22 protein-coding genes are annotated in these 24975 nt (G+C 41.7%); 15 read left to right on the forward strand and 7 right to left on the reverse strand.

Features of this window, described 5'->3' with window-relative positions; translation table 11 throughout:
- The first annotated feature begins 228 nt into the window (after window positions 1–228).
- From rimP to pnp, 10 genes are all read left to right on the forward strand, one after another.
- Window positions 229–729, forward strand: a complete 501-nt coding sequence (rimP, locus tag PSYCG_RS00370; RefSeq protein WP_011512447.1) for a ribosome maturation factor RimP — start codon at window positions 229–231, stop codon at window positions 727–729.
- 133 nt (window positions 730–862) lie between these two features.
- Window positions 863–2347 carry a transcription termination factor NusA gene (nusA, locus tag PSYCG_RS00375; RefSeq protein ID WP_011512448.1) on the forward strand — a complete coding sequence of 495 codons (1485 nt, stop codon included), beginning with the start codon at window positions 863–865 and terminating at the stop codon, window positions 2345–2347.
- A 149-nt stretch (window positions 2348–2496) separates the two neighbouring features.
- On the forward strand, window positions 2497–5223 hold the full coding sequence (gene infB, locus PSYCG_RS00380; protein WP_011512449.1) for a translation initiation factor IF-2: 2727 nt from the start codon (window positions 2497–2499) through the stop codon (window positions 5221–5223).
- A gap of 198 nt (window positions 5224–5421) precedes the next feature.
- Window positions 5422–5826 (forward strand): ribosome-binding factor A, encoded by a 405-nt coding sequence (locus PSYCG_RS00385; protein WP_011279383.1) that lies wholly within the window; start codon window positions 5422–5424, stop codon window positions 5824–5826.
- Window positions 5827–5842: 16 nt separating this feature from the next.
- Window positions 5843–6922 (forward strand): tRNA pseudouridine(55) synthase TruB, encoded by a 1080-nt coding sequence (gene truB, locus PSYCG_RS00390; RefSeq protein WP_020442465.1) that lies wholly within the window; start codon window positions 5843–5845, stop codon window positions 6920–6922.
- Window positions 6923–7304: 382 nt separating this feature from the next.
- A complete protein-coding gene (locus PSYCG_RS00395; protein ID WP_020442466.1) occupies window positions 7305–7829 on the forward strand; it encodes a type 1 glutamine amidotransferase domain-containing protein in 525 nt (174 codons plus the stop codon).
- A 58-nt stretch (window positions 7830–7887) separates the two neighbouring features.
- A complete protein-coding gene (locus tag PSYCG_RS13380; protein WP_020442467.1) occupies window positions 7888–8046 on the forward strand; it encodes a hypothetical protein in 159 nt (52 codons plus the stop codon).
- A 45-nt stretch (window positions 8047–8091) separates the two neighbouring features.
- A complete protein-coding gene (locus PSYCG_RS00400) occupies window positions 8092–8277 on the forward strand; it encodes a hypothetical protein (RefSeq protein ID WP_020442468.1) in 186 nt (61 codons plus the stop codon).
- 345 nt (window positions 8278–8622) lie between these two features.
- Complete coding sequence (rpsO, locus tag PSYCG_RS00405; protein ID WP_011512454.1) at window positions 8623–8889, forward strand: 30S ribosomal protein S15; 267 nt, start codon at window positions 8623–8625, stop codon at window positions 8887–8889.
- Between the two features lie 602 nt (window positions 8890–9491).
- Entirely contained in the window at window positions 9492–11594 is a 2103-nt protein-coding gene (pnp, locus tag PSYCG_RS00410; protein ID WP_020442469.1) for a polyribonucleotide nucleotidyltransferase, read from the forward strand.
- 112 nt (window positions 11595–11706) lie between these two features.
- Here pnp and PSYCG_RS00415 read toward each other — a convergent pair whose 3' ends face one another.
- The 4 genes from PSYCG_RS00415 to PSYCG_RS00430 all read right to left on the reverse strand — a co-directional run bounded on the left by PSYCG_RS00415 (window position 11707) and on the right by PSYCG_RS00430 (window position 15454).
- Window positions 11707–12279: a hypothetical protein gene (locus PSYCG_RS00415; RefSeq protein ID WP_020442470.1), complete on the reverse strand. Its 573-nt coding sequence runs from the start codon at window positions 12277–12279 to the stop codon at window positions 11707–11709.
- Between the two features lie 43 nt (window positions 12280–12322).
- Window positions 12323–12853, reverse strand: a complete 531-nt coding sequence (locus PSYCG_RS00420) for a hypothetical protein (protein WP_020442471.1) — start codon at window positions 12851–12853, stop codon at window positions 12323–12325.
- Between the two features lie 147 nt (window positions 12854–13000).
- Window positions 13001–13258: a YheV family putative metal-binding protein gene (locus PSYCG_RS00425; protein ID WP_020442472.1), complete on the reverse strand. Its 258-nt coding sequence runs from the start codon at window positions 13256–13258 to the stop codon at window positions 13001–13003.
- On the reverse strand, window positions 13259–15454 hold the full coding sequence (locus PSYCG_RS00430) for a M3 family metallopeptidase (RefSeq protein ID WP_020442473.1): 2196 nt from the start codon (window positions 15452–15454) through the stop codon (window positions 13259–13261).
- Window positions 15455–16015: 561 nt separating this feature from the next.
- Here PSYCG_RS00430 and PSYCG_RS00435 point away from each other — a divergent pair.
- The 3 genes from PSYCG_RS00435 (at window position 16016) to PSYCG_RS00445 (ending at window position 19159) form a co-directional block, all read left to right on the forward strand.
- Window positions 16016–17128, forward strand: coding sequence for a hypothetical protein (locus PSYCG_RS00435; protein ID WP_011512460.1), 1113 nt, complete (start codon window positions 16016–16018; stop codon window positions 17126–17128).
- Window positions 17129–17345: 217 nt separating this feature from the next.
- Entirely contained in the window at window positions 17346–18104 is a 759-nt protein-coding gene (locus PSYCG_RS00440; protein ID WP_041752899.1) for an endonuclease/exonuclease/phosphatase family protein, read from the forward strand.
- A 59-nt stretch (window positions 18105–18163) separates the two neighbouring features.
- Window positions 18164–19159, forward strand: a complete 996-nt coding sequence (locus tag PSYCG_RS00445) for an NADP-dependent oxidoreductase (protein ID WP_020442475.1) — start codon at window positions 18164–18166, stop codon at window positions 19157–19159.
- A 28-nt stretch (window positions 19160–19187) separates the two neighbouring features.
- Here PSYCG_RS00445 and PSYCG_RS00450 read toward each other — a convergent pair whose 3' ends face one another.
- Genes PSYCG_RS00450 through PSYCG_RS00460 form a run of 3 tightly spaced genes read right to left on the reverse strand, consistent with a single transcriptional unit; the run spans window position 19188 to window position 22667 of the window.
- On the reverse strand, window positions 19188–19811 hold the full coding sequence (locus PSYCG_RS00450; protein ID WP_020442476.1) for an alpha-ketoglutarate-dependent dioxygenase AlkB family protein: 624 nt from the start codon (window positions 19809–19811) through the stop codon (window positions 19188–19190).
- Window positions 19812–19819: 8 nt separating this feature from the next.
- Window positions 19820–20707 carry an alpha/beta fold hydrolase gene (locus PSYCG_RS00455; RefSeq protein ID WP_020442477.1) on the reverse strand — a complete coding sequence of 296 codons (888 nt, stop codon included), beginning with the start codon at window positions 20705–20707 and terminating at the stop codon, window positions 19820–19822.
- A gap of 49 nt (window positions 20708–20756) precedes the next feature.
- Window positions 20757–22667, reverse strand: coding sequence for an ABC transporter ATP-binding protein (locus PSYCG_RS00460; RefSeq protein WP_041772359.1), 1911 nt, complete (start codon window positions 22665–22667; stop codon window positions 20757–20759).
- Between the two features lie 277 nt (window positions 22668–22944).
- Here PSYCG_RS00460 and PSYCG_RS00465 point away from each other — a divergent pair, with 277 nt between their 5' ends.
- A complete protein-coding gene (locus tag PSYCG_RS00465; protein ID WP_020442479.1) occupies window positions 22945–23793 on the forward strand; it encodes a hypothetical protein in 849 nt (282 codons plus the stop codon).
- A gap of 173 nt (window positions 23794–23966) precedes the next feature.
- Window positions 23967–24857, forward strand: coding sequence for a fructose bisphosphate aldolase (locus PSYCG_RS00470; protein ID WP_020442480.1), 891 nt, complete (start codon window positions 23967–23969; stop codon window positions 24855–24857).
- The last annotated feature ends 118 nt before the right edge of the window (window positions 24858–24975 follow it).

Here is a 24975-nt window from a genome sequence, read left to right on the forward strand (position 1 = left end):
ATAGTACTGCTTTATAAGTAATAAAAGCATAGCGCGGCTGAGCTTGATATTTGTCAAGCTTACCCTGATACAAATACCCGGTAGATATCATTTGTGTTTATGCTTTAAGCATAAGACAATCACTGTGGTTTAAATAACGATAGGTTCTTATTAAATAATGATGAAGAAAAACTTCAGCAGCATTTATTAAGTAAGATAGATAAGTGAATAGGAAAATATAAATAGATTATGAAGCTTTCGACCAAAGTTACAGAATTGACTAATATCATTGCTCCTGCCGTCGCGGCTTGCGATGTGGCACTATGGGGTATAGAGTTTGCACCACAAGGCAATCGCTCTTTGTTACGCATTTATATTGAGGCATTGCCAGAAGAGCAAGCTCAAAATAAACAAGTAACGATTGAAAACTGTGCAGCAGTCAATCACCAAGTGAGCGGTATTCTTGAAGTTCATGATCCGATTTCCGGTGAGTTTATTTTAGAAGTCTCTTCACCTGGTTTTGACCGTGCGTTCTTTTCAGATGAGCAAATGCATGCTTATGTCGGTCAGACAGTGAGCTTGCGTTTGATACAAGCGATTGGTGAAGGTGATAAAAAACGCCGTAAAGCAACTGGTACTTTAAACAGTATCGATGCCACCTCTTTAAAGCTGACTGCCACTGATGGTGAGCAGTTTGAGATTGCATTAAGCAATATTGATAAAGCCAATTTAATTTATGAAGATGCTTAATCTATTCGCTATTAGACCTTTTAGTGTATAAACGCAGTTAGTCTAATAGTTTAGATGGCTGATGGTGAAAATATAGAGTAAGTCAAAAATTATAAAATTTAAGTCAATTAAAAAATGATAGGACAGGCATAGTATGAGTCGTGAAATCTTAACGGTAGTAGAAACTGTCAGTAACGAGAAGGGCTTAAATCCTGAAGATATCTTTGAAGCAATCGAAGATGCTTTGGTCGTCTCGACTAAGAAAAAAGTATATACCGATCAGCCGGAAGTAGAAGTGCGGGTCTCAATTGACCGTACAACAGGCGATTATGATACTTATCGTTATTGGACAGTGGTTGCGGATGAAGACCATGAAATGCCTGCTTGTCAGCTTGCGATTACTGACCTTGATCAAGAAGAATGGTCAATCGGTGATATTAAAGAAGAGCAAATTGAGTCGATCGAGTTTGGTCGTATTGCTGCCACTCAAGCCAAACAAGTTATCATCCAAAAGATTCGTGAAGCTGAGCGTAATTTAGTAGCAGATGCTTTTGAGCCACGTGTTGGCGAGATGATGTATGGCGAAGTCAAAAAACAAACCCGTGATGGTTACATCATTGACTTAGGTGATAATGCTGAGGGTTATCTATCACGTGATCAGATGCTACCACGTGAGCAATTGCGCGCAAAATCGCGTATCAATGCCATCTTATATCATGTGAACCGTGAAAATCGCGGCGCTCAGTTGCTTCTATCACGTACTCATCCTGAAATGCTCTCGGCATTGATGCAAAAAGAAGTGCCTGAGATTGCAGAACAAATTATCGAAATCCGTAACGTCGCGCGCTTACCGGGTACTCGTGCTAAAATAGCGGTTAAGACCAACGATCATCGTATCGATCCGGTTGGTGCTTGTATTGGTATGCGTGGTACACGTATCCAAGCAGTACAGCAAGAGCTTGATGGCGAGCGTATTGATGTAGTGGTTTGGTCAGATGATCCTGCCCAATTTATCATCAGCGCTTTAGAGCCTGCAGACGTAAGCAGTATCATCCTAGATGAAGATACGCAAACGGCTGATATTATCTTTAGTACCAATGATCAGCTAGCACGTGCGATTGGCTCACAAGGTCAAAACGTACGCTTAGCTTCTGAGCTGACCGGCTATAAGCTAAATATGATGCTAGAAGAAGAGTATCAGCAGCGTCAAGCAAACGAATCTAAAGCATTCATCGAACTATTCTATGAACGCCTAGAAGTGGATAAAGACCTAGCACAAGCGCTTGTCGATATTGGTTTCACCAGTATTGAAGAAGTGGCTTATGTACCTGTCGAAACCTTCTACGATATTGAAGGATTAGATGATGAAGCGATTGATATGATCCAAGAGCGTGCGAAAGAAGTCGTTATTGCAGACGAATTGGTCAAACAACAGAACATGAAAGAGCCAAGTCAGGAACTACAAGATCTTGAAGGAATGACAGTCAGTTGGGCTTATAAAATGGCTCAAAAAGACATCATTACGGTGGATGACTTGGCAGAACAAGCCGTCTTCGACTTAGAAGATATCGAAGACTTAGATACTGAAACCGCAGGAAAACTCATCATGAAAGCTCGGGAATCTTGGTTCAATGAATAAGCGGTAACTGCATATCGCTGTCTTTTGGTGATATGCTATCGATAATAAAGTGCTGGTATGAGCAAAATTTATATCAGCCTTACCCCAATCATTTGTAGCCAACAACTGAATTGAACATATAGCAAATAATAGACAGTAGGTGATAATAAATGGCAGATAAGACCGTCAAAGAACTGGCAGATATGGTAAGCAAAACCGCAAGTGCTGTACAACAGCAATTGGTAGATGCTGGACTGCCTGCGCGTGCAGAAGGTGACTTAGTCACCGAGCTTGAGCAGGAAAAGTTGGTGACGTATTTAAAGCAAAGTCATGGTCAGGAAGAAAAGCGTCGCATTAGTCTGAAGTCTAAAACGACTAGTACTGCGCGTGTGACTGGCTCTTCGGGCAAATCTAAGAGCGTCAATGTTGAAGTGCGTAAAAAGAAAGTGTTCGAGAAGCCTGATCCAGAAAAGATGGCTGAAGAATTGGCTGCACGTGAGCAAGCGATGATTGAGTCGCAAGCGCGTGCTGCTAAAGATGCCGAAGACCGTGCTGCTACTAAGAAAAAATCTGAGGAGCGTCAAGCTGCTACTTTAGCTGCGATGCGTGCAAGCCTTGGCTCTAGCAAAAAGTCAGACGACAAGAATGACGATATTTCAACGTCAGTGGTTGTGAAAAAAGGCGGCAAGACTACTATTGAAGTTAAGCCGAAAGACCAACCTAAGAAGAAAGTTACAGCGACAAAACCAAAAGTTGAGACGGCAGTTGAGCGTAAAGCTCGTGAAGTGCGTGAAAAAGAAGAAGCTCGTTTACGCGAGATCGAAACTGAAACACGCCGTACCCAAGCTGAAGAAGCGCAAAAGCGTACGCTTGAGCAAATGCGTAAAATGGCTGGTCAATATACTGATCAGCCCGCAACTGAAGTTCGTAAAGATGAGCCATTGGCAGAAGGTTTGGTTGGTGACGCATTAGAAGAATCGTTTGAGAAAGAACGTCGTGAAATCAAGCGTGGCACCAGTACTACTAGTGCCCGTGGCCGTGGTCGTCGTAAAAATCAAGACGAGCGTGAAATTAAGAACCGCAAAAACGGTCTACGTTCAAGCCAGTCTTCACAGCATAAATTCGAAAAGCCTGTCGAAAAAATTGTTTATGATGTAGAAATCAGTGAGCAAATCACGGTTTCTGATCTTGCCCAGCGCATGGCAGTGAAAGCTCGTGAAGTGACTAAGTTACTCATGAAAATGGGTGAAATTGCTCGCGAATCAGACATGATTGATCAAGCAACCGCTAGTCTAATCGTAGAAGAGATGGGTCACAATCCAGTACCCGTCAGTGATACTAAAGTTGAAGACGATCTACAAGATGCTGTTGATGAGCGCAGCAGTAACGTACAAACGCGTCCACCAGTAGTCACTATCATGGGTCACGTTGATCATGGTAAGACGTCATTACTAGATAAAATCCGTGAAACGAAAGTGGCTACGGGCGAAGCAGGCGGTATTACTCAGCACATCGGTGCTTATCATGTGAAAACAGCACGTGGTGTTATTACTTTCCTTGATACTCCAGGACACGCCGCCTTTAGTGCAATGCGCTCACGTGGTGCTCAAGCGACAGATATCGTTGTATTGGTCGTTGCTGCAGATGACGGCATGATGCCACAAACTGAAGAAGCGATTGATCATGCTCGTGCTGCTGGTACGCCGCTGATTGTTGCTATCAACAAAATGGATAAGCCAAGTGCTGATCCTGATCGTGTTCTTAACGAGTTGACTGCAAAAGAAGTGGTATCGGAAGATTGGGGTGGCGATACTCCTATGGCTCGTATCTCAGCCAAGACAGGTGATGGTATTGATGAGCTGCTAGAGCTTATTAGCTTACAAGCTGAGCTAATGGAATTAGAAGCACCATTAGATGGTCCTGCTCAAGGTGTGGTTATTGAGTCAAGACTCGAAAAAGGTCGTGGTCCTGTCGTTAGTGTCCTTGTCAAAAAAGGTACATTAAAACAAGGCGATTTAGTCTTAGCTGGTGAATATTACGGTAAAGTTCGTGCGATGACTGATGAACATGGCAAACGTATTCAATCAGCTGGACCTTCTATCCCTGTAGAGATATTAGGCTTACCTGAAACGCCGGCAGCTGGTAGTGAATTCTTAGTCTTAACGGACGAGAAAAAAGCCCGTGAAGTCGCGGACTTTAGAACCAACCGTGAGCGCGAGCGTCAGCTTGAGCGTCAAAACGCGATGCGTCTAGAGAGCATGTTTGATCAGATGGAACAGGGTAATGTTTCATACCTAAATATCGTTCTAAAAACCGATGTTCGTGGCTCGCTTGAAGCACTACTTGCTGCATTGAATGAGTTATCGACGGATGAAGTTAAAGTCCGTGTGATCAGCTCAGGCGTTGGTCCTATCTCTGAGTCAGATGTGACGCTAGCCGAATCTAGTGAAGCGGTATTATTAGGCTTCAACGTTCGTGCAGATGCTACCGCACGTCGTAAATCAGATTCTGCCAACATGGATATCCGCTATTACAGCGTTATTTATGGCTTGATTGATGATGTGAAAGCGGCAATGAGCGGTATGCTTGCGCCAGAACATCGCGAGAAAATCTTAGGTGTTGCAGACGTTCGTGAAGTATTCCGCTCTAGTAAGTTTGGTGCAGCTGCTGGTTGTATGGTGGTTGAAGGTACGATTTATCGCAACAAACCTATCCGTGTATTACGTAATGACCAAGTTATCTTTACTGGTCAATTACAGTCATTACGTCGCTACAAAGAAGACGTTAATGAAGTACGTACGGGCATGGAATGTGGTCTAGCCGTCCGCGGTTACGATGTAGAAGCTGGTGATAAAATCGAAGTCTTTGAGATTCAAGAGTTCGCACGTACTATCTAAAGTCACTGGTGAAATTAGGATGGTGCATCATGCGACCCGCTTTATTAACTGCGCATGGCATGATGGATTAGCTATCTTATAAATATTCAGCTGTACTTAGGCCTAACAGGTACATCCTGCTAGGCCTTTTTTAACAAATATTAGTCGTTAAACTTATTAATAAATGATTATATTGATCAATAAAAACAAGGTAATAACATGAACCAACGTTTACAACGTTTAGCTGATCAGATTCAGCGTGAGCTTGCTGTCCTTATCCGTGACGCGGTCAATGATCCGCGTCTGACAGGTTTTGTCACTATCTCTAGTGTTAAAGTCAGCCCAGATTTGGGCTATGCTGATGTGTATGTGACCATTATGGAGCCTGAGCTCAATGATGCCATGACCATGTCAAATCATGAAGAAAGCATCAAGGTGCTAAACAAAGCAGCAGGATTTTTGCGTACGGAGCTGAGCCATAGTTTAAAGACTCGCACAACACCGCGTTTGCGCTTTCATTATGATGAAGTGACTGCCCGTGGTAATTACATGATGGATTTAATCAGTAAAGCAGTTATTAAAACTGAAGAAAATGAGTCTGACGAGCAAGAAAACGAAGAATAGAAGGGTAAAAGCCATTATGTCTATCGCGTCTACGCAAGCGGGTAAAAAGTCTAGTAATCACCCTAACAAGATTAAAGTTTCTGGTGTGATTTTAGTCGATAAGCCTCAAGGTATGACTTCTCAGCAAGTGGTTTCAAAGGTAAAATATTTATTTAAATCACCTAACCATGACAGCAAGAAAGCAGGTCATACCGGTACACTTGATCCAATGGCAACGGGATTATTGCCTATCTGTTTGGGTGAAGCGACCAAATTCAGTCACTATCAGCTTGATGCGGACAAATCCTATCAAGCGACTATTTTACTTGGCAGTCAAACTGATACTGGTGATGCCGATGGTCAAGTCACTGCTGAGGCACCGATTCCAGCGTTTGATGATGCACTGTTAGACAAAGTCGCTCAGCAGTTTTTAGGTGCCCAGCAGCAAATTCCACCGATGTATTCTGCCTTAAAAAAAGATGGCAAAAAACTCTATGAATATGCTCGTGCTGGTATAGAAGTAGACCGCCCGCCAAGAGACATTGTCCTTAAAGCCATTGAGTTAAAAGCAATCGATGAGCAGCAAATCCAGTTAACAGTAACCTGTTCAAAAGGCACTTATGTGCGTGTATTGGCAGAAGATATTGCCAAAACTATGGGTACACTTGGACATTTAACGGCATTGCGCCGTCTACAAGTAGGTGACTTCAAAATCGATGAAACAATTGCGCTTGCAGATTTAGAAGCATTGCCATTAGAACAACGTCAGACATATCTACTGCCAGTAGATGCCTGCATTGATATTAGTGCCGAGCTGTCACTATCGTCAGAGCAGTGTGAGCGCGTACAAATGGGTCAACGCTTGAATGTTATCGATCAGTTGACTGATGATGTGCAAAGTTATATCGCAACAGCTATCGATCAGCATTTAGCTGCTAACAATAACAGCGCTGCTGATAGTCAAAATATTGAAGAGACTAACGATGATAACGAGCAGCAATTGGTACATGAAATACCGATAGATATTCGTCTTATCGATGAGCAGGGCGCATTTATTGGTCTAGGGGCAGTGAGTTTGAATGGTCGATTGCAACCTAAAAAGCTGATTCAGTTATAATGTCAACACGTAAATTTGGCTAGATTTATAACTTAAAAGCGGCAAAACTTACTAAGAGTTCACACAAATCACATATCGTCACATTTTATTGCAGGTTTCACCTATAGTGAAACCTGCTTTTTTTGTATCTTGATTAAGTCAGTTAGGGAAAGCATGACATGGATGAAAAGAATAATAAGAAAGTACAATATAAAATATGAAAGGGTGATAATAATATAAAATGGATTTACTATAAATTTCGTTGAATAAAATAATAATAATGATAAATTTGGGCAGTAAAACTAAATAAAAATAATAAGACATTAATTCATATAAATTAAATTTTACAATTATAAGAAAATTATTCAGTCATAAATATAATTTACAAATAATAGGAAGTACTATGAAAACGATTGCTTTTTTACTTCATAACAACTTTGAACAAGCAGAATATGAAGAGGTTAACAGCCAACTAAAAGCCAAAGGTTACAGCACACTTCTAATAACGACCAATAAAGAAAAAGAAGTCCAAGGTATGCAGCAAGACGTCAACAAAGGCGATACCTTTACCGCTGATATTTTTGCAAAAGATGCAAAACCTGCAGATTATGATGCTTTAGTTTTGCCGGGTGGTACGGTTAATGCTGATACCATGCGTGGTAACGAAGACGCACATAGTATTATTACTGCAATAAATGAGGCTGGTAAACCGCTTGCTGTTATCTGCCATGCGCCTTGGATATTAATCAATACTGGTATAGCTAAGGGTAAAACGTTAACGGCTTATCATACTTTACAACTTGATTTAGAAAATGCTGGGGCAAAATTCGTAGACGAAAGCGTGCAGATAGACGGTAATCTGATTACTTCACGCAACCCAGATGATATTAATAATTTCGTCGCAGCGATTGATAAAGCTTTAACATAAGTTCCAATCGTTTTAACTTAGAGTAATTTTTATTCATTATCTATAAGGATATAACACGATGACACAGCCTAATCCAAACGATACCAAATTTGAGCAACAACGTTCTGATTCTGCCAAAGCAGCGCTTAAAAGCCAGACGGAAAATAATCATACAGAAGACACTGAAGCTGCCGCAGAGCGTATTGCTGATAATTTGGAAACGAAGGAAGATAAATAGTTTCTTAAGTATGAATATATGAGTTAAATGTAAATAGGAGTTACTATGAGCAATTCAGTAAAAGATATGGATGAGCAAGAACAAGAGATTAATCAACTTGTAGAAGATATCAATCCTCGTGCTGATAACTCTCCTGATAGTTTAGCAGAAGCTACGACTGTGCCTTTAGCAGACGATGAGCTAGGCGGTACGGCTAGCGAAGAAGATATCCAAAAAATAAATAAGTCTTAGATTATAAGGCTGGTATCTACATTTCATGTTTACTTTTGATGGGTACTAACAATTTAGTCAACTTACTTACCAATAATCAGATATTCTTAAAACCATAACAAAAAACTGCTGTTAGCCCAGCAGTTTTTTGTTATAATTGGCGTCATATTTAAATACGGTTTAGATTATTCTAAATGGTTTTAAATGACAGTTATGACTCATTGAGTTTGTCGTACACTAGGTCAACTCTAGTAATGCAGGGTTGTCCTGAATGACGTGCAGGCTATTTTATTGACTATTCTATTGCTCCTCGATACTTAAACTTTTAAGGTTATCTTGGTGCTCTTAGCATTGCCGGAGAGATTTATGCTAACTAATGCCGATCGCGAACAAATCATTGCCCAATACCAACGTGGTGAAAGTGACACTGGTTCACCAGAAGTTCAAGTAGCTTTGTTAAGTGCTCGTATCAACGATCTACAAAACCATTTTAAAGCACACAAAGCGGATCATCATAGCCGTCGTGGTCTTATCCGTATGGTTAATACCCGTCGTAAACTGCTTGATTACCTAAAAGGTAAAGATCTTGGTCGCTATACCACCCTTATTAGCCAGTTAGGTCTACGTCGTTAATTTGACGACAGTAGTACAAATGGTTGCTAAAACGAGATATGCCTTAACTGGGAAGTATTTTAGATTTTTTGCGCAGCTATTTGGAACTTGCTTGTTGATATCGATAAAGTAGATTTTTCTAAAAACGGTGTGGAATAGTTTCACGCCGTTTTTTTATGCTTATCAGTATGGTATGAGTTTAAGTACAGAAGCAAAAGCTTATATTTAACTAATTATTAAGAATTAGATAGTAGTGCATTAGGTTGGTCAATGATCATAAATCACTGTAAAATAATGCCTGAGTCGGTTTTTGCACTGTTTATGATAGATAAACGTGCATAGGTAAAGTATTGAAGAGGCTCCATAGATGGAGTAGTTTTGATGCTATAAAAATCCAAATGATCGTTATAGCAAACCGAATTTTAGCAGCAACCAATATGCAGGGCTAAGCGAGCTAGACAAGCCAGTAGCATAAGATAAATATTTTATAATAATAGTTTCGATAGACAAGATTTATAACTGTAAAGACAGTCGATTAGAAGCTATATACAAAGAATTTTAATGACAGATATCAGCGTTTTTTGTGCTGATATTATTTCGTCAGTCAATATTAGGAAAATTATATGACAATGTTTAATACCATTAAGCGTGAGTTTCAATACGGTAACCAGCAAGTTGTTATCGAAACAGGACGTATTGCGCGTCAAGCCAACTCGATTTTAGTCCACATGGGCGGCGTTACTGTATTGGTAGCAGCGGTTGTAAAGTCTGATGCCAAAGAAGGTCAAAACTTCTTTCCATTGACCGTAAACTACCAAGAAAAAATGTATGCAGCAGGTAAAATTCCAGGTGCTTACGGCAAACGTGAAGGTCGCGCGAGCGAGTCTGAAACCTTAACCTCGCGTCTGATTGACCGCCCAATCCGTCCACTATTCCCTGAAGGCTATGTAAACGAGATTCAAATCACAGCGACGGTTGTGTCATCTGACAAAACTCAATCAGCGGATATCGCAGCACTAATTGGTGCTTCAGCAGCGTTAGCTATCTCTGATGCCCCATTCAATGGTCCTGTTGCTGCGGCGCGTGTTGGTTTTATCAATGGCGAATACGTACTGAACCCAACCCTTGAAGAGCTTAAAGAAAGTGATCTTGACTTGGTCGTCGCTGGTACCAAGTCTGCAGTATTGATGGTTGAGTCTGAAGCTGCAGAGCTATCAGAAGATCAAATGCTAGGTGCGGTCTTATACGGTCATCAGCAGCAGCAAATCGTTATCGATAACATTGCCTCAATGGCAGAAGAAATTGGTACTGCTAAGCAGCAATATACCGCTCCTGTACGCAATCAAGCATTAGAGACCAGCATGAAAGAGCAGTTCGGTACGCAAGTATCTGACGCTTATACCGTTACTGATAAGCAAGCTCGTTATGCGAAACTTGACGAAATCAAGGACGCTGCCCTTGCTGCTCTTGCTGGTGATGCTGAATCAGAAGCGTATAGCAATAATGTTGCTGAGCTTAAAGAAATTTATAACGATCTAAAATATCGTACCGTTCGTGACAATATCTTGTCAGGCAAGCCACGTATTGACGGTCGTGATTTAGAAACCGTTCGTGCCCTTGATGTACAAGTCGGCGTATTACCATTTACTCATGGTTCAGCATTGTTTACACGTGGTGAAACCCAAGCATTGGTAACGACTACCCTTGGTAATACTCGTGACGTCAATATGATTGACTCACTAGCGGGTACCATTCGTGACCATTTCATGTTGCATTATAACTTCCCGCATTTCTCAGTAGGCGAAACAGGTCGTGAAGGCATTCCTAAACGTCGTGAAATCGGTCATGGTCGTCTAGCACGCCGTGGTGTACAAGCGATGCTGCCTGATAGCGATCGCTTCCCATATGTTATCCGTGTGGTTTCTGAGATCACTGAATCAAATGGTTCATCGTCTATGGCTTCTGTTTGCGGCGCAAGCTTGGCATTGATGGACGCTGGTGTGCCAATTAAAGCACCGGTTGCTGGTATTGCCATGGGTCTAGTTAAAGAAGGCGAGCGCTTTGCTGTATTGTCTGACATCTTAGGTGATGAAGATCATCTTGGCGATATGGATTTTAAGGTCGCTGGTTCTAAAGACGGTATTACTGCTCTACAGATGGACATTAAAATCGAAGGTATTACCCCAGATATCATGGAGCAAGCGTTAAAACAAGCTCATGCTGGTCGTATCCATATCTTAGACGCAATGAACAAAGTATTGCCTGAAAGCCGTACTGAAATTAATGCTCATGCACCTAACTACGCCGTAATTGAGATCAATCCGGACAAAATCCGTGATGTTATCGGTAAAGGTGGCGCAACGATTCGTCAGCTAACGGAAGAAACTGGCGCAGTTATCGACATCGATGATGCTGGTACCATCCGTATCTTTGGTGAAAATAAAGCGGCAACCAAAGCAGCGATCGCTAAAATCGAAGCAATCACGGCAGAAGTTGAAGTAGGTAAAACTTACGAAGGTACAGTTGCTCGTATCGTTGACTTCGGTGCCTTTATTAACGTATTGCCAAATACTGATGGTCTCGTGCATATCTCGCAAATCGCTGATGAGCGCGTAGAAAACGTATCTGACTATCTAAAAGAAGGTCAAATCGTTAAAGTATTGGTTCAAGATGTTGATAACCGTGGTCGTATCAAGTTGACTATGAAAGGTATTGAGCAGAGCTAATGCTTAATATTTGATAGCGTTAATATTTAAAGAACCGCCTTGAATCACTTATTATGAGTGCTCAAGGCGGTTTTTTTATGGACGTAAAATATAACTAAAATTAGAAAATATGTTATATGGCAATGTCTTTAGGTACATGGATATCAATGCGAAGCTCAGGTAAATTTGCTAAATAATGGGTTATGAGAGGCAATATATCAATATGCCAATCTAATGGAAGCGGGTTTGTTGTAAGAGACTCATTGGTCGAAGGATTGGCTTCATTGCGTAAATGGTTATAAATAAGTGGACGGGCAAGCAGAGCAATGTGACGGATACCTTGATAGCGTATCAGCGTTGTCAGTTGTTGTCGTAAATCTACTAAAGCTGCCGTCAACCAGCGTACTCTTACTGGATGATGAGAGTGATCTGATATAACAAGGTTGGCAATATAACTGGGTTGGTTACCATTACTACTGACACTAAGCCCAGCTTGCTCACGTATGCGTTTATGCAGTAAACAGCTACCAACCATTAAGCTACCATCACGGCACGCACGATAGTAACGTTGATAATTATCAGGATATAGGGTTTTTGCGCGAGTCAAAATAGGATCTAAAAGGAGACCAGCGCTATTAACAGGAAGTATGAGCAGCTGAGCGCTGCTATTTAGAATAGGATTATGAGTGAGTTGCAAAGATGCCATCATCAACCCCTGAATAAAAGCATACATTATTTGGCGATAACGGCTAATTAGTGTTGGTTTTAACCGCAGTATCAGCCTCTAATTGGGCAATTTGTTGCTCAAGTAATGCGATTTCTTGAGCTTTTAGTTCAGTTAATTGTTTGGTCATGGCAATCTGTTCAGCAGCGAGCTTTTCTTGTTCGGCTAAGCGCTTACGTTCATCTTCTAAACGATCAATTTCTTCTTTAGCTAAGCTGTTCGTTTTTGGTAATGGGGCTTCTAAGATAGCTTTGGGATCTGAGATATCAGAATCCGTTATGTTAGCGCTACCTTGATTTTCATCATCAATAATATTATTAACGTCATCTTCTAATGGTACAGAAGCAATCTGTGTAGGCTTATCTTGTTCGGAAGTCACCGGCAAATTTTCAGCAGAGCTCTGATTAGATTGAGGTGCCGTGCCTTTCCAAACGAAATAACCGATTAATAGCACAATTAATAAAATACCAAACCACCATTTTTGACGTGGCTTAGCAGAATGGGTAGATTTTTTTGAGACTTTATGGGAGAAAGGACGCATTTTTTTGCTTTTCATACTACGTTCAATTTAGGTTAAAGATATCCTGCCATACTATAGCAAACTCGAAATAAAAAAGCCCATCTATTGATAGAAGGGCGATTAAATACAGAATTGTTTATAGCAATCATGAGATATAACTGTCTGATCGTCAAATATAAAGAGTTATTCTTTGAATTTGACCGTCCCACTGGTTCCGGTAATCATAGCGTCACGAGTTAATTGGTCTTCAAGATGGTTCTTTGCGCTGATCTCATCAGGATCAGGGCGATGTTCAGTATGCCCGCATAGCGTACATTCAATATATTCATCAGGCGCTGGCACAACGATATTGACTTGTACTACCGCATCCATGATTTGACATTTCGGGCAGCGAACGCCCGCTAAAAATTGACGCTTTGGACGCGTTGATTGATAGCGCATTTAAATCACCTCGCGTGTTATTGAGGCATTGGCAGCCGTACTACTTTTAGTCTGGTCTTTAGTATCAGAAAAACCGCTATGACGTAGCAAAGCATCAATACTGGCGCTACGACCACGGAAGTTTTCAAAATTCACCTTAGCTGGAAAACTACCGCCCACTGATAAAATAGTCTCACGGAAGGCTTTACCTGTGATGGGATTAAAAATACCGTCTTCTTCAAATTTACTAAAAGCATCAGCAGACAACAGCTCTGCCCATTTATAAGAATAATAACCAGCGGCATAACCACCAGCAAAAATGTGACTAAATCCATTGGCAAAGCGGTTGTAATCAGGCGTCTGTAAAATGGCAATATCATTACGTACGCTGTTAAGCGTAGTCAAGATACCTTCATAATTAAGCGCTGGCGTGTGCGCATGAATCAACAAATCGAACAAAGCAAATTCGATCTGACGGAGCGTTTGCAAACCACTTTGGAAGTTTTTGACTGCCAATAGCGCATCGAGTTTCTCTTTTGGTAATGGCGCGCCAGTTTCGACATGACTGCTAATAAGAGCAATACCTTCCGCGTCCCACGCCCAGTTTTCCATAAACTGACTCGGCAGCTCGACGGCATCCCATTCTACGCCATTGACGCCAGCAACATCACCTACCGTTACTTGGGTTAATAAATGATGGAGACCATGACCAAACTCATGAAACAAGGTGACAACTTCATCATGAGTCAATAAGCTTGGCTTACCATCGAGTGCTGGGGTGAAGTTACCGACCATAAAGCACACTGGTAGCTGTTGGTGGTTTTGCTCTTCATAACTATAACGTGACTGAAAGCCACTCATCCAGGCGCCGCCGCGTTTACCACTACGGGCAAATAAATCAAAATAAAAACCGCCAAGCAAGTTATCATCAGCATCAAATAACTGATAAAAACGCACGTCATCATGCCAGCGTGATACGGATTCATTTTGCTCTTGTACTTTGATACCGTATAAACGCTCAACGATAGCGAATAACCCGCTAATCACTTTTGGTAATGGGAAGTACGGGCGAATCTCTTCTTGTGATAAGCTGAACTCGCTTTGTTTGACCTTTTCGGCGATATAAGCACTATCCCACGGCTGCAAATCTTCAGTACCGTAATCTTGCGCATATTTTTGCAATTGCACCAAATCTTGCACAGCAGTTGGCGTTGCTTGCACTGCTAAATCACGTAAAAAGGTTTCTACTTCTGCCACGCTGTCTGCCATTTTGGTCGATAGCGATACCTCTGCATAGTTATGAAAACCCAATAGTCTGGCTTTTTGTTCACGTAACTGCAAAATCTCACTCATGATATTTGCGTTATTTAGAGACTGACCTTTAGCATTAGTATGATCATCAAACTCAGAGGCGCGAGTGACATAAGCACGATATAACGTCTCGCGTAAGTTGCGATCATCGGCATGGGTCATGATGGCAAGATACACAGGAATATTTAAGCTTGCCACATAATAAGGCGTCGATAAGGTATCAATCTCTGTTTGCGTGAGCGAACCATTTGCAAGCTGGCTTGTTTTGTACTGCTCACCAGCATCGGCTATTAATGCCAAACCACTTTCAGTCAAACCTACTAACTGCTCTGTTTTAAGCGGCAAAGCATAAGCTTGAGTGGCGTCTAAAACATGGTCTGAGAAAGTGGCTGATAGCGTAGATAGCTTACTTTGAATAGCCGCAAATTTATCTTGCTCAGCTTTTGGTAATGCGACCCCTGATAACTCAAAGCTACGTAGCGCAAGCTCAATAGCTCGTGCTCGTGCTGGCTCAAGGGCTGCGAAGAAAGCTTTATCATTGACAATCGCTTGATAACGACTAAATAGCGGCTGATGCTGCCCAACGCGCGTACCATAAGCTGATAGCTTTGGTAACAGCTCATGATGGACATGGCGGATATCATCATTACTCATCACACTATTCAGATGCGACAAAATGCCCCAACTTCGATCCAATGCCAAATTGATGTGGTCAAAGTTTGTTATATCAATTAGCGCTTGCTCAGCGTCTATCGAGGTAGACGTATCCTTGCTATCTGTACACACCGTCAACTCATCTAAAAACGCATTAGCCGTGTCAATGGCGCTGATTACTTGCTGTTGTAAAGTGCTTGGTGCAGTATCGGCAAAATCGACAAGATGTAACTTTGAAGAAATAGAAGTCATAAAAGGTTCCGTTATAAATAATGAGTTTGATAGATAAAAGGGTTTAATTTGGCGTAATTATTCAAATCGTTCAAATGATTAACAGGCGTTACTGTTTATATTTTAAAGATATATTAATATCAAGGTTTCTCAAAGTTAAATAGCTTGATGTAAGGCTAATCGTTATGGGGTATTGATAACCATTGTTAATAATCAGCATTGTAATATTCAAATAATGGGTCTTCATTAATGAAAATACAAGCTGAAAGCTTGAGCTCTGCTAAGCTGTTAATCAAATGACCTTTATTAAGGCTACTGTTATTAAGGTTATTGTGGCAAGCGTTGATATTATTTACAAAGCATCATCATTTGCTTGCAAATTAACCCTATAGCTTGTGTGGTCAAGTTGGTAGTGTAATAGGATAACAGGCGTTAATAGTGCTGTAGTATGAATAGCCTGTTAAGCATGCTATGTTATTAAGAGTATGCAGTCGCCTGACCGCAAAAATCTAGAATAAGTAACAGGCAAGGCGTACCAAAAGTAGTATTGGAAATTTATAGTCATAAAACAAGGAGTATTAAATGAAAGCAACTCTTAAAAGCTTACGTGAGACAAAGGCGAATCCAGCAGTCAGTATTTTTGTCAAAACGCACCGCGAACACCCTGCTAATGACAAAGACCCTATTGCCCTAAAAAACCAATTAAAAGTCGTCGAAGAACGTCTAACCAATGAGTATGACAAGCGTACGGCAACCACTATCTTAGACAATATCCATGCTAAGACCAAAGAGCTGAATCATAATCTTAATCTAGATACCTTAGCTATTTTTGCTAGTACTGACGATGTGCAAGTGATCCGTATGCCTATTGATACCACTGAGCGCGTGGTTATCTCACATCGTTTTGCGACCCGTGATTTAGTGCGTGATATGGCAAGCGCTGTGCATTATTATACTTTGGTATTGACTCGTGATAAGGCACGTTTAATTGAAGCCTCTAATGATCGCGTGATACGAGAGTTCGATCTAGACGATACTGCCCAAAATAATATGGAAAACATTCCTTTTCCTATCGACAATAATGGACTTCATACGACAAGCGATGGCGGATCAGATCGCTCAGCGAATAATGAGAGTAGTGCGTTAAAAGAGTTCTTTAACCAAGTAGATAAGAGTGTTCAAGAGCTGTGGGGCGAGCATAAAATGCCGCTAGTCGTAGTCGGTGATAGCAAAAATATTGGCTACTATAAAGATGTTTGTGACCGTCCGGATAATATCATCGCTACGGTATCGAACGCCACCAATCTAGATGAGGGTGGGGCACAGCATGTTATCAACAGTGTACAAGAAGCAGTAGAAGGTTATCGTACCTCCTTACACCAAGCGGCACTGGGCGAGATTGATAAAGCGCGCGGGGCAAACAAACTACAGACTGATTTGCAAGAAGTCTATCGCAGTGCTTTTCAGGGTATAGGCGATACCTTGTATGTCCGCCGTGGCTATATTCAACCAGCCAAAATTGATGAAAAAGCGCAAACGCTAAGTCTTGCGGACGACTCAAGTGCAGAAGGTATCACTGATGATGCTATTGGTGAAATCATTGAGCATGTCATTCATAATGGCGGTAAAGCGGTCTTTATGCCACAAGATATTATGAATGCAGATCAACCGATTGCTCTTGTCACCCGCTATTAATAGATGACATAGGCTCAGTAACGAATTAGCCATTGGTCATTGATAGCACATAGGTATAGTATGAGAGCATTGGTTCAGTATGAGCCAATGCTCTTTTTATATTTATGGTTTTCTAGCGCCTCGATTCTATTTCAAACGATTATTTTTTATTTTAAGCTGACCATATTCGATACCCAATATCTACTCTATAAATACTGAATTTATGACTACTACCATTATGACTAATACCACCTCTTTTGTACTCACAAGCTATAACATTCATAAAGGCATGTCGCCGATGAATCGCCAAGTCAAAGTTCAGGGTATTGCCCAAGCACTTGATATTATTGGTTCGGACATACTCTGTCTACAAGAAGTACAGGGGCAAAACCTTAAGCGCAATATTCAATACAACGAGTACCCTGACCAGTCTCAGCACGAATGGTTTGGTGAATATCTGCAACTAGAAAACAGTTATGGCAAAAATTCAGAGTACGATAACGGCCATCATGGCAATGCGGTGTTGAGCCGATTTCCACTTGATCCCAAGCATAACGTCAATATTACGGTCAATAAGCTTGAGCAGCGCGGGGTTTTGCACTGTGAAGTGCAGCCGGTAGGTTGGGAGGTGCCAGTGGTGGTTTTATGCGCCCATTTAAACCTATTTGAGCGCGATCGTATCAAGCAATATGAAGCGATTTCTAACTATGTCCGAGATGAGATTGCCCCTGACCAGCCACTAATTTTGGCCGGCGATTTTAATGACTGGAAAAAAATGTCTTGTGATAGATTGGCATCAAGCTTGGGTATGACGGAAGCTTTTAAACATTGTCACGGCAAGCTACTGCCTACCTTTCCAGCAAAGCTACCTGTATTGAGCTTAGACCGTATCTATGTCCGTAATCTCAGAATAAAGGATGCTTGGGTACATACGGGTAAACCGTGGTCAACTCTGTCTGACCATCTGCCTTTGAGTGCAGAACTGGCGTTGCTATAGAGTAAAAATTATTAATGGAATAAAGAACGCTAAACTAAAATAAACAAGGATGATAAACAATGTCTGATAAAAGCATACCAATGACTCAAAATGCCGTACTCATACGTGAGTTTGGTGAACCTGAAGTCATGATATACCAAGATGATGTTGCCGTACCTGAGTTGACAGATGCTCAAGTGCTGGTAAAAGTTGCTTACGCCGGTATCAATCCAGTCGATTATAAAACTCGTCAAGGTAAAGGCTGGGGCGCTACCAACATCCAAAAAGATAAGTTTGATCATAATCAATCAGCGATTTTGGGTTTTGATATGTCAGGCACAGTGGTTGACAGTCAAAGTACGAAATTTGCCGTTGGTGATAAAGTCGCAGCATTAACTTTTAACGGTGGATGCTATGCTGAATATGTCGCTGTTGATGCTAAAATGCTGGCACGTGTACCTGAAGCTGTCACCTTAGAGCAGGCAGGCGCATTACCTTGTATCGGACAAACGGCGCTACAGTTTGTTGAGTTTGCTGATATCAAAGAGGGCGAGCATGTAGTGATGAATGCCCCAGCAGGCGGTGTTGGTCATCTATTGATACAGCTTTTGATGAAAAAAATCGCTAAACATAATATTAAAGTTACGCTTATTTGCTCAGCAGAAAAGTATAAAAAACTGGATAGCTTGATAGATACTAGCCAGCTTACAGGCTGGATTGACTACACCAAAAATGATCCGTTCCCTGAGCTGCAAGCCGACGTCTTATTGGATTTGGTCGGTGATGAAGCGGGTGTAAGGGCGCTAGACGTTGTCAAAGAGTCTGGACGTGTATATGTACTACCAACAATTTGGGTAGATAAACTCAAAGAAGCAGGCAGTCAAAAAAATCTAAGCGTTGAAGGTTATGCGGCTCAGCGTAATGGTGAGGATATGGCACGAGTGCTACAGCTGGTGGCAGATGGTCAACTGACTTTACGTTTGCAAAAGACTTATCCATTGTCAGAAGTCGTTACCGCCCATCACGAGCTGCAAAAAGGCGATGCTTTTGGTAAATTGGTATTGAAAGTCAGTTGAGCCGAGGTTGATTGGATAATAGATTTAGCTAATGGTTATTTGGATATATTTGCCGAAAAGTTAGGCTAATGCGTCCTGTGGCTACCTTTTTAGTTTTGGTAATACTGTGATTCCAAAAGTTCTGGGTCTCACCATGCATGACAATTAGCTGACCTGACTCAAGATAAAGCTCAACTTTATCTTGAGTTTTTTTATGTTTAAAGACAAATTTACGAGTAGCACCAAGAGATAATGAAGCGATAATCGGTTGCTCACCAAGCTCTTTTTCATCATCGGCATGATAGCCCATACCATCTTCACCAGAAGGATAATAGTTGAGTAAACAGGAATTAAAATTGGCATCAATTCCAAGATCTAATAATTTCTGTTCGATATGGTGTTTCACATGAAACACAGTATCTGTCCAAGGTATGGTTTGACGCGTATGACCAGAGTACTGATAATCAATATCGCTATCACCCATCCAAACGATTTGACGCGTTGTGACATGTGTCTTGCCAAATAAAGTAACGATATCTTCTTGCCAAGGTAACTCAGTCACCAAGTTATAAAATAAGGGGCTGGGATAATCGATCACAATTCCTAAGTCATTTACCTGACCGTCATAAGGCAACAGGTTGTCAGTCGGTTTGGGCGCAAAAAGGTCAGTCATAGGTCAGCTTATTTATTGCTCTGATAATGCTCATTGATAATTTGAGCGCAGATTTCTGGCGCTTCCATGGGTAATAAATGTCCATATTTTGGTAAGGAAATAATACTGCTATCAGGAACAAATTTGTGCCATTGTTTACGCACTTTTGGATTGATAAATAAGGTGGGTTTGCCAGTAATCAGAGTGTAAGGGCAGCTTAATTTCTTAAGTGCAGCATCGATATGAGGGGCACCAAAATAATTAGCCAGCTCTTGCTCCGGTGCGAATAGCAGGGTATAGCTACCGTCATTATTGATGCTCAAGCTTTGTTCAGCAAAAGTTTTTAAGTGAGCATCACTGATACGTTGATACGCTCTCTGTGCCCGCAAGTGCTCGAAGTATTCCTGAATACTTGCCCAAGTGGTTTGCTTAGTTAATGTGCTTTTAAAGGGTTCTTGGCTTAATAAAAACTGCCGCGGCAACAGATTATATATTCTTGCTTGTTTTTTGGTAAAGGTAACAGGCTCGATAAGGTAGAGCTCTGAGAAAAGCTCTGGACGCTGAGCCGCCGCTATTGCAGTAGCAGTTGCGCCCTGCGAGTGTCCAATGCCAACAACTGGTTTATCTTGGGTTTTTTCTAAAAACTCAATCAGCATCTCAGCATCTTGCTCACGCGTTAGGCGGCGTGCTTGCGGTTTATCGTACCAATAGCCGCGTAATGCCAATGAGCTAAGCTCAAAACTGGCTGCCAGCTCATTTAACAATGGTGCATAGGTACCAACGGTAAAGCTGTTACCCCCATAAAAATGGGCAGGCGCACGTTTATAATCAGTTTGATTGGCTGACCCTAGTTGCTGTAAGTCATAATAGCGAGCCTGTTTGCCAGCAAGGTTGATGCGATTTGTATAAGCTTCCATAAAATAAACACGTCCCTGTGAGAAGTTGCTCTTAATAAAGCGCTTTTAATTAACTGTCTTCACCTAAGAAGCCGCCGCTTTGGCGATGCCATAATCGTGCATAGATACCATGTAGATTCAATAGTTCATCATGGCTGCCTTGCTCAATAATTTGGCCTTTATCCATCACAACCAGTCTATCAAGAGCGGCAATGGTTGATAAGCGATGGGCGATGGCAATAACTGTCTTGCCAGTCATAATATCGTTCAGGCTTTCAGTAATTGCAAATTCGATCTCAGAATCAAGGGCGCTGGTGGCTTCATCAAGTAGTAAAATCGGCGCGTTTTTTAGCATAACGCGTGAGATGGCAATACGCTGACGTTGCCCACCAGACAGTTTGACCCCACGTTCACCGACTTGAGTATCAAGCCCCATGTTGCCCTTATCATCATATAAATCTTTGATAAAGTCCCATGCCTGAGCTTGTTTTGCTGCGATGATAATCTGCTCGTCAGTAGCATCAGGACGACCATAAGCAATATTTTCGCGTACGGTACGATGTAATAAAGAGGTATCTTGGGTCACCATGCCGATTTGCTGACGTAAGGACTCTTGGGTCACCTCATCAATCGCTTGACCATCAATGAGGATTTTACCTTTATCGACATCAAAGAAGCGTAAGAGTAGATTGACCAAGGTGGATTTGCCGGCACCTGAACGTCCAACCAGACCGATTTTTTCGCCGGGTTTGATGTCCAAGTAAAAATTATCGAGAAGTTTGATAGTAGACGTGGCTGATAGGTTGCCGTCGTTTAAATTTCCACCATCATTATTGTCTGCATCATCGCTGTCATTCTCATAACTGAAATCGACATGATCGAAGACAATACGACCTTCTGTGACTTTTAAACCTGGTGCATGGGGTTTATCAATGATGGTTTGCGGTGCAGATAAGGTACGCATACCGTCCTGTACCGTACCGATACTTTCAAACAAACTTGCCGTCTGCCACATAATCCAGCGCGTTAAACCATTCAAGCGTAGCGCCATGGCAGTTGCAGCAGCAATAGCACCGACACCAATGGCTTCTTGTTGCCATAAATACAAGCCGATACCGGCAGTACTACTGACCAAAACAACACTAATCAAATGCGTTGAAAACTCAAGATAGCTGACCCAGCGCATTTGTGCATGGACGGTACCCAAAAACTGCCCCATGGCGTTTTTGGCGTAACTGAGCTCACGGCGCGAGTGACTAAACAGCTTGACGGTCATAATATTGGCGTAGGCATCAGTAATGCGCCCCGTCATCAAGGCGCGAGCATCTGCTTGTACGATAGCCGTTTGTTTGAGTTTAGGTATGAAATACCACATTGCAAGCCAAACTAATACAAACCACGCGATAAAGGGGATCAGTAGCAAGCTGTCAAGGTTGAAGAGAATGATACCTGAAGTAATAAAATAGACCGCGACATACATAAACATGTCAGTAACTGTCATAACGGTATCACGTACTGCCAATGCAGTTTGCATCACTTTAGCAGAAACGCGACCGGAGAATTCATCTTGATAAAACTGCATCGATTGACCAAGCATACGCTGATGAAAACGCCAGCGCATCTGCATGGGGAATACCCCTTGCAAGGTTTGAAAATGGATAAATGAGGATAAGGCAATCCATAATGGGCTGACAATCATCACCGCCAGCATGAGCAGCAGCATATCGCCTTTTTCTAGCCATAGGTTTTGCGGAGTATAAATTCCAAGCCAGTCAACAATATTACCAATCCAAGCAAAGAGCATGGCCTCGTAAATACCGATACCGGCTGACAAAATCATAAATATCAGTAGCCAGCCACGTAGACCATTAGTGCATGCCCACAGAAACTTTAGCATACCATCGCGAGGTGAGGGTAGTGGCATCGGCGTTTCAGGGAAGGCAGGTAGGCGATTTTCAAAAAAGCGAAATAGAGCGTTCATAGGCAATAGCAATACGTCAAGAAAAGCGTGAATAGACGCCATCTTGAGCAATTATATAGGTGAATAAGTAGGCGTCTATTTTAGCAAATCTTGACCAACACACTTACAGGCTAATTGTAATTTGAACGCAGCAGACACTAATTTGCATATCTTATGACTCGTCAAAATAAATGGCTTGCTGCATAAGAAATATATTGTTACATTCTATGGTTTTTTCTCTTTTAAAATTAATTTTGATATATACCCTCGATATGATGGATGACTAAGGTAAAGCGTTATGATGTATTTAACGATAGCAGTGCTGTGTAGCGTTGCCGTCTCTGTGTTACTTAAAATATTGCGCCAACGTGATATTGATATTCGTCAAACCATCGTTGCCGGTTATCCGGTCGCCTTTTTGTTGACTTGGTTTTTATTGAAGCCAGATGTCAGTGGCATGAGTGACCTTGGTGGAGCATGGGCAATTATTATTGCCCTTGGTGTACTACTGCCTGCGGTATTTATCATTCTTGGGCGCACGATTGAAGCAGTCGGTATGGTAGCTACTGATGCCGCTCAGCGACTGTCATTGATCATTCCTATCGTCGCCGCCTTTTTATTATTTGGTGAAGTGCTCACCGGCACACGCATTTTTGGCTTATTGCTCGGGTTTTTGGCGCTCGGGGCGCTGATTTATCGTCCGCAGCAGGGTGAGATTAGCAAACAAGCCAAACATACACCGCTATGGTTGTTTGGCGTCTGGGCAGGCTATGGCGTTATTGATATTCTATTTAAACAAGTTGCCAAGCAAGGTGCTGCCTTTCCACTGACATTATTTGTCAGTTTTGGGTTGGCAGGTCTGCTATTGTTGATTTATCTGCTCATCATGCGTGTACGCTGGCAGGGCAATGCACTTGCAGCAGGGATATTACTTGGTGCGCTAAATATGGGTAATATTTATGCTTATATTCGCGCTCATCAAGTATTGTCAGAATCGCCAAGTATCGTCTTTACTGGGATGAACGTTGGTGTGATTGCTGTTGCTACTCTTATAGGTGTTGGAGTATTTAAAGAATCACTCAACCGTATCAATATATTGGGTTTATTATTGGCGATTTGCTGTGTCGCAGTCTTGTTTTTGGCGTAGATATTTTTGGCATAATATAGGTATGACAACAATTTTATAAATGCTTTTATCGTTCAGTTATAGGCACATATAGCATCCTATGGTAAGGTTATCTACGAACAGTTAAACTAATATCAGCTAAAAATATCATTTGTGACACTTGACCTCAATAAATAAAATAGGATGCTCTTTCCATGGAATACCAAAAGCAATTACAACGTATCAAAAATGGTTCGGGATTTATTGCAGCCCTTGACCAAAGTGGTGGCAGCACGCCAAAAGCGTTAGAGAATTATGGGGTTATGGGCGATACCTATGACAATGACGAAGCCATGTTTGACCAAGTGCACGAGATGCGAGCACGTATCATGACGTGCGACTGCTTTGATAATGAGCGGGTACTTGGTGCAATTTTGTTTGAAGATACTATGGAGCGCGCGGTCAGTGGCAAGCCCACTGCCAACTATTTATGGGAAGACAAGCAAATCGTCCCGTTTTTAAAGGTGGATAAAGGCTTAGCAGAGCGTATGAATGGCGTGCAAGTCATGCGCCCGATGCCAAATCTAGATCTATTATTGGACAAAGCAAAAAACTATCCAGTATTTGGTACTAAAATGCGCTCCGTGATTTATGAGCCAAGTGTTGATGGCATTGAGCTAGTCGTCCAACAGCAGTTTGACGTAGCAAAGCAAATCCTATCAAAGGGTCTAATGCCGATCGTTGAGCCAGAAATTGATATCAATAGTGAGAAAAAGCATGATTGTGAGCTGATTCTTAAAACCAGTATTTTGCATAATCTTGATCGCTTAAATGATGAGCAACAAGTGATGCTCAAGCTGACCTTGCCTGAAGAAGCTGGATTTTATCAAGAACTGATTGACCATCCAAAAGTACTCAAGGTCGTCGCATTATCGGGCGGCTATAGTCGCACGGATGCCTGTGCAAAATTGAAGCAAAATCCGGGTATGATTGCCAGCTTCTCACGTGCCTTTACTGAAGGTTTGAGCAAGCAGCAAAGCGATCAAGAGTTTGCCGATACTATTAATACTTCGATTGATGAGATTTATCAGGCTTCTAAAATTTAACTTGTAAAGTCTAATTTGAAATTTTAAAGCATTCATCTATTAGTATAAAAAAAGCCCCTGCACATAACAGGGGCTTTTTTTATACTTGAACAATAGTTGTTAGCGTTGTATCTCTATA

It is taken from the genome of Psychrobacter sp. G, from assembly GCF_000418305.1.
GTDB classification, from domain to species: domain Bacteria; phylum Pseudomonadota; class Gammaproteobacteria; order Pseudomonadales; family Moraxellaceae; genus Psychrobacter; species Psychrobacter cryohalolentis.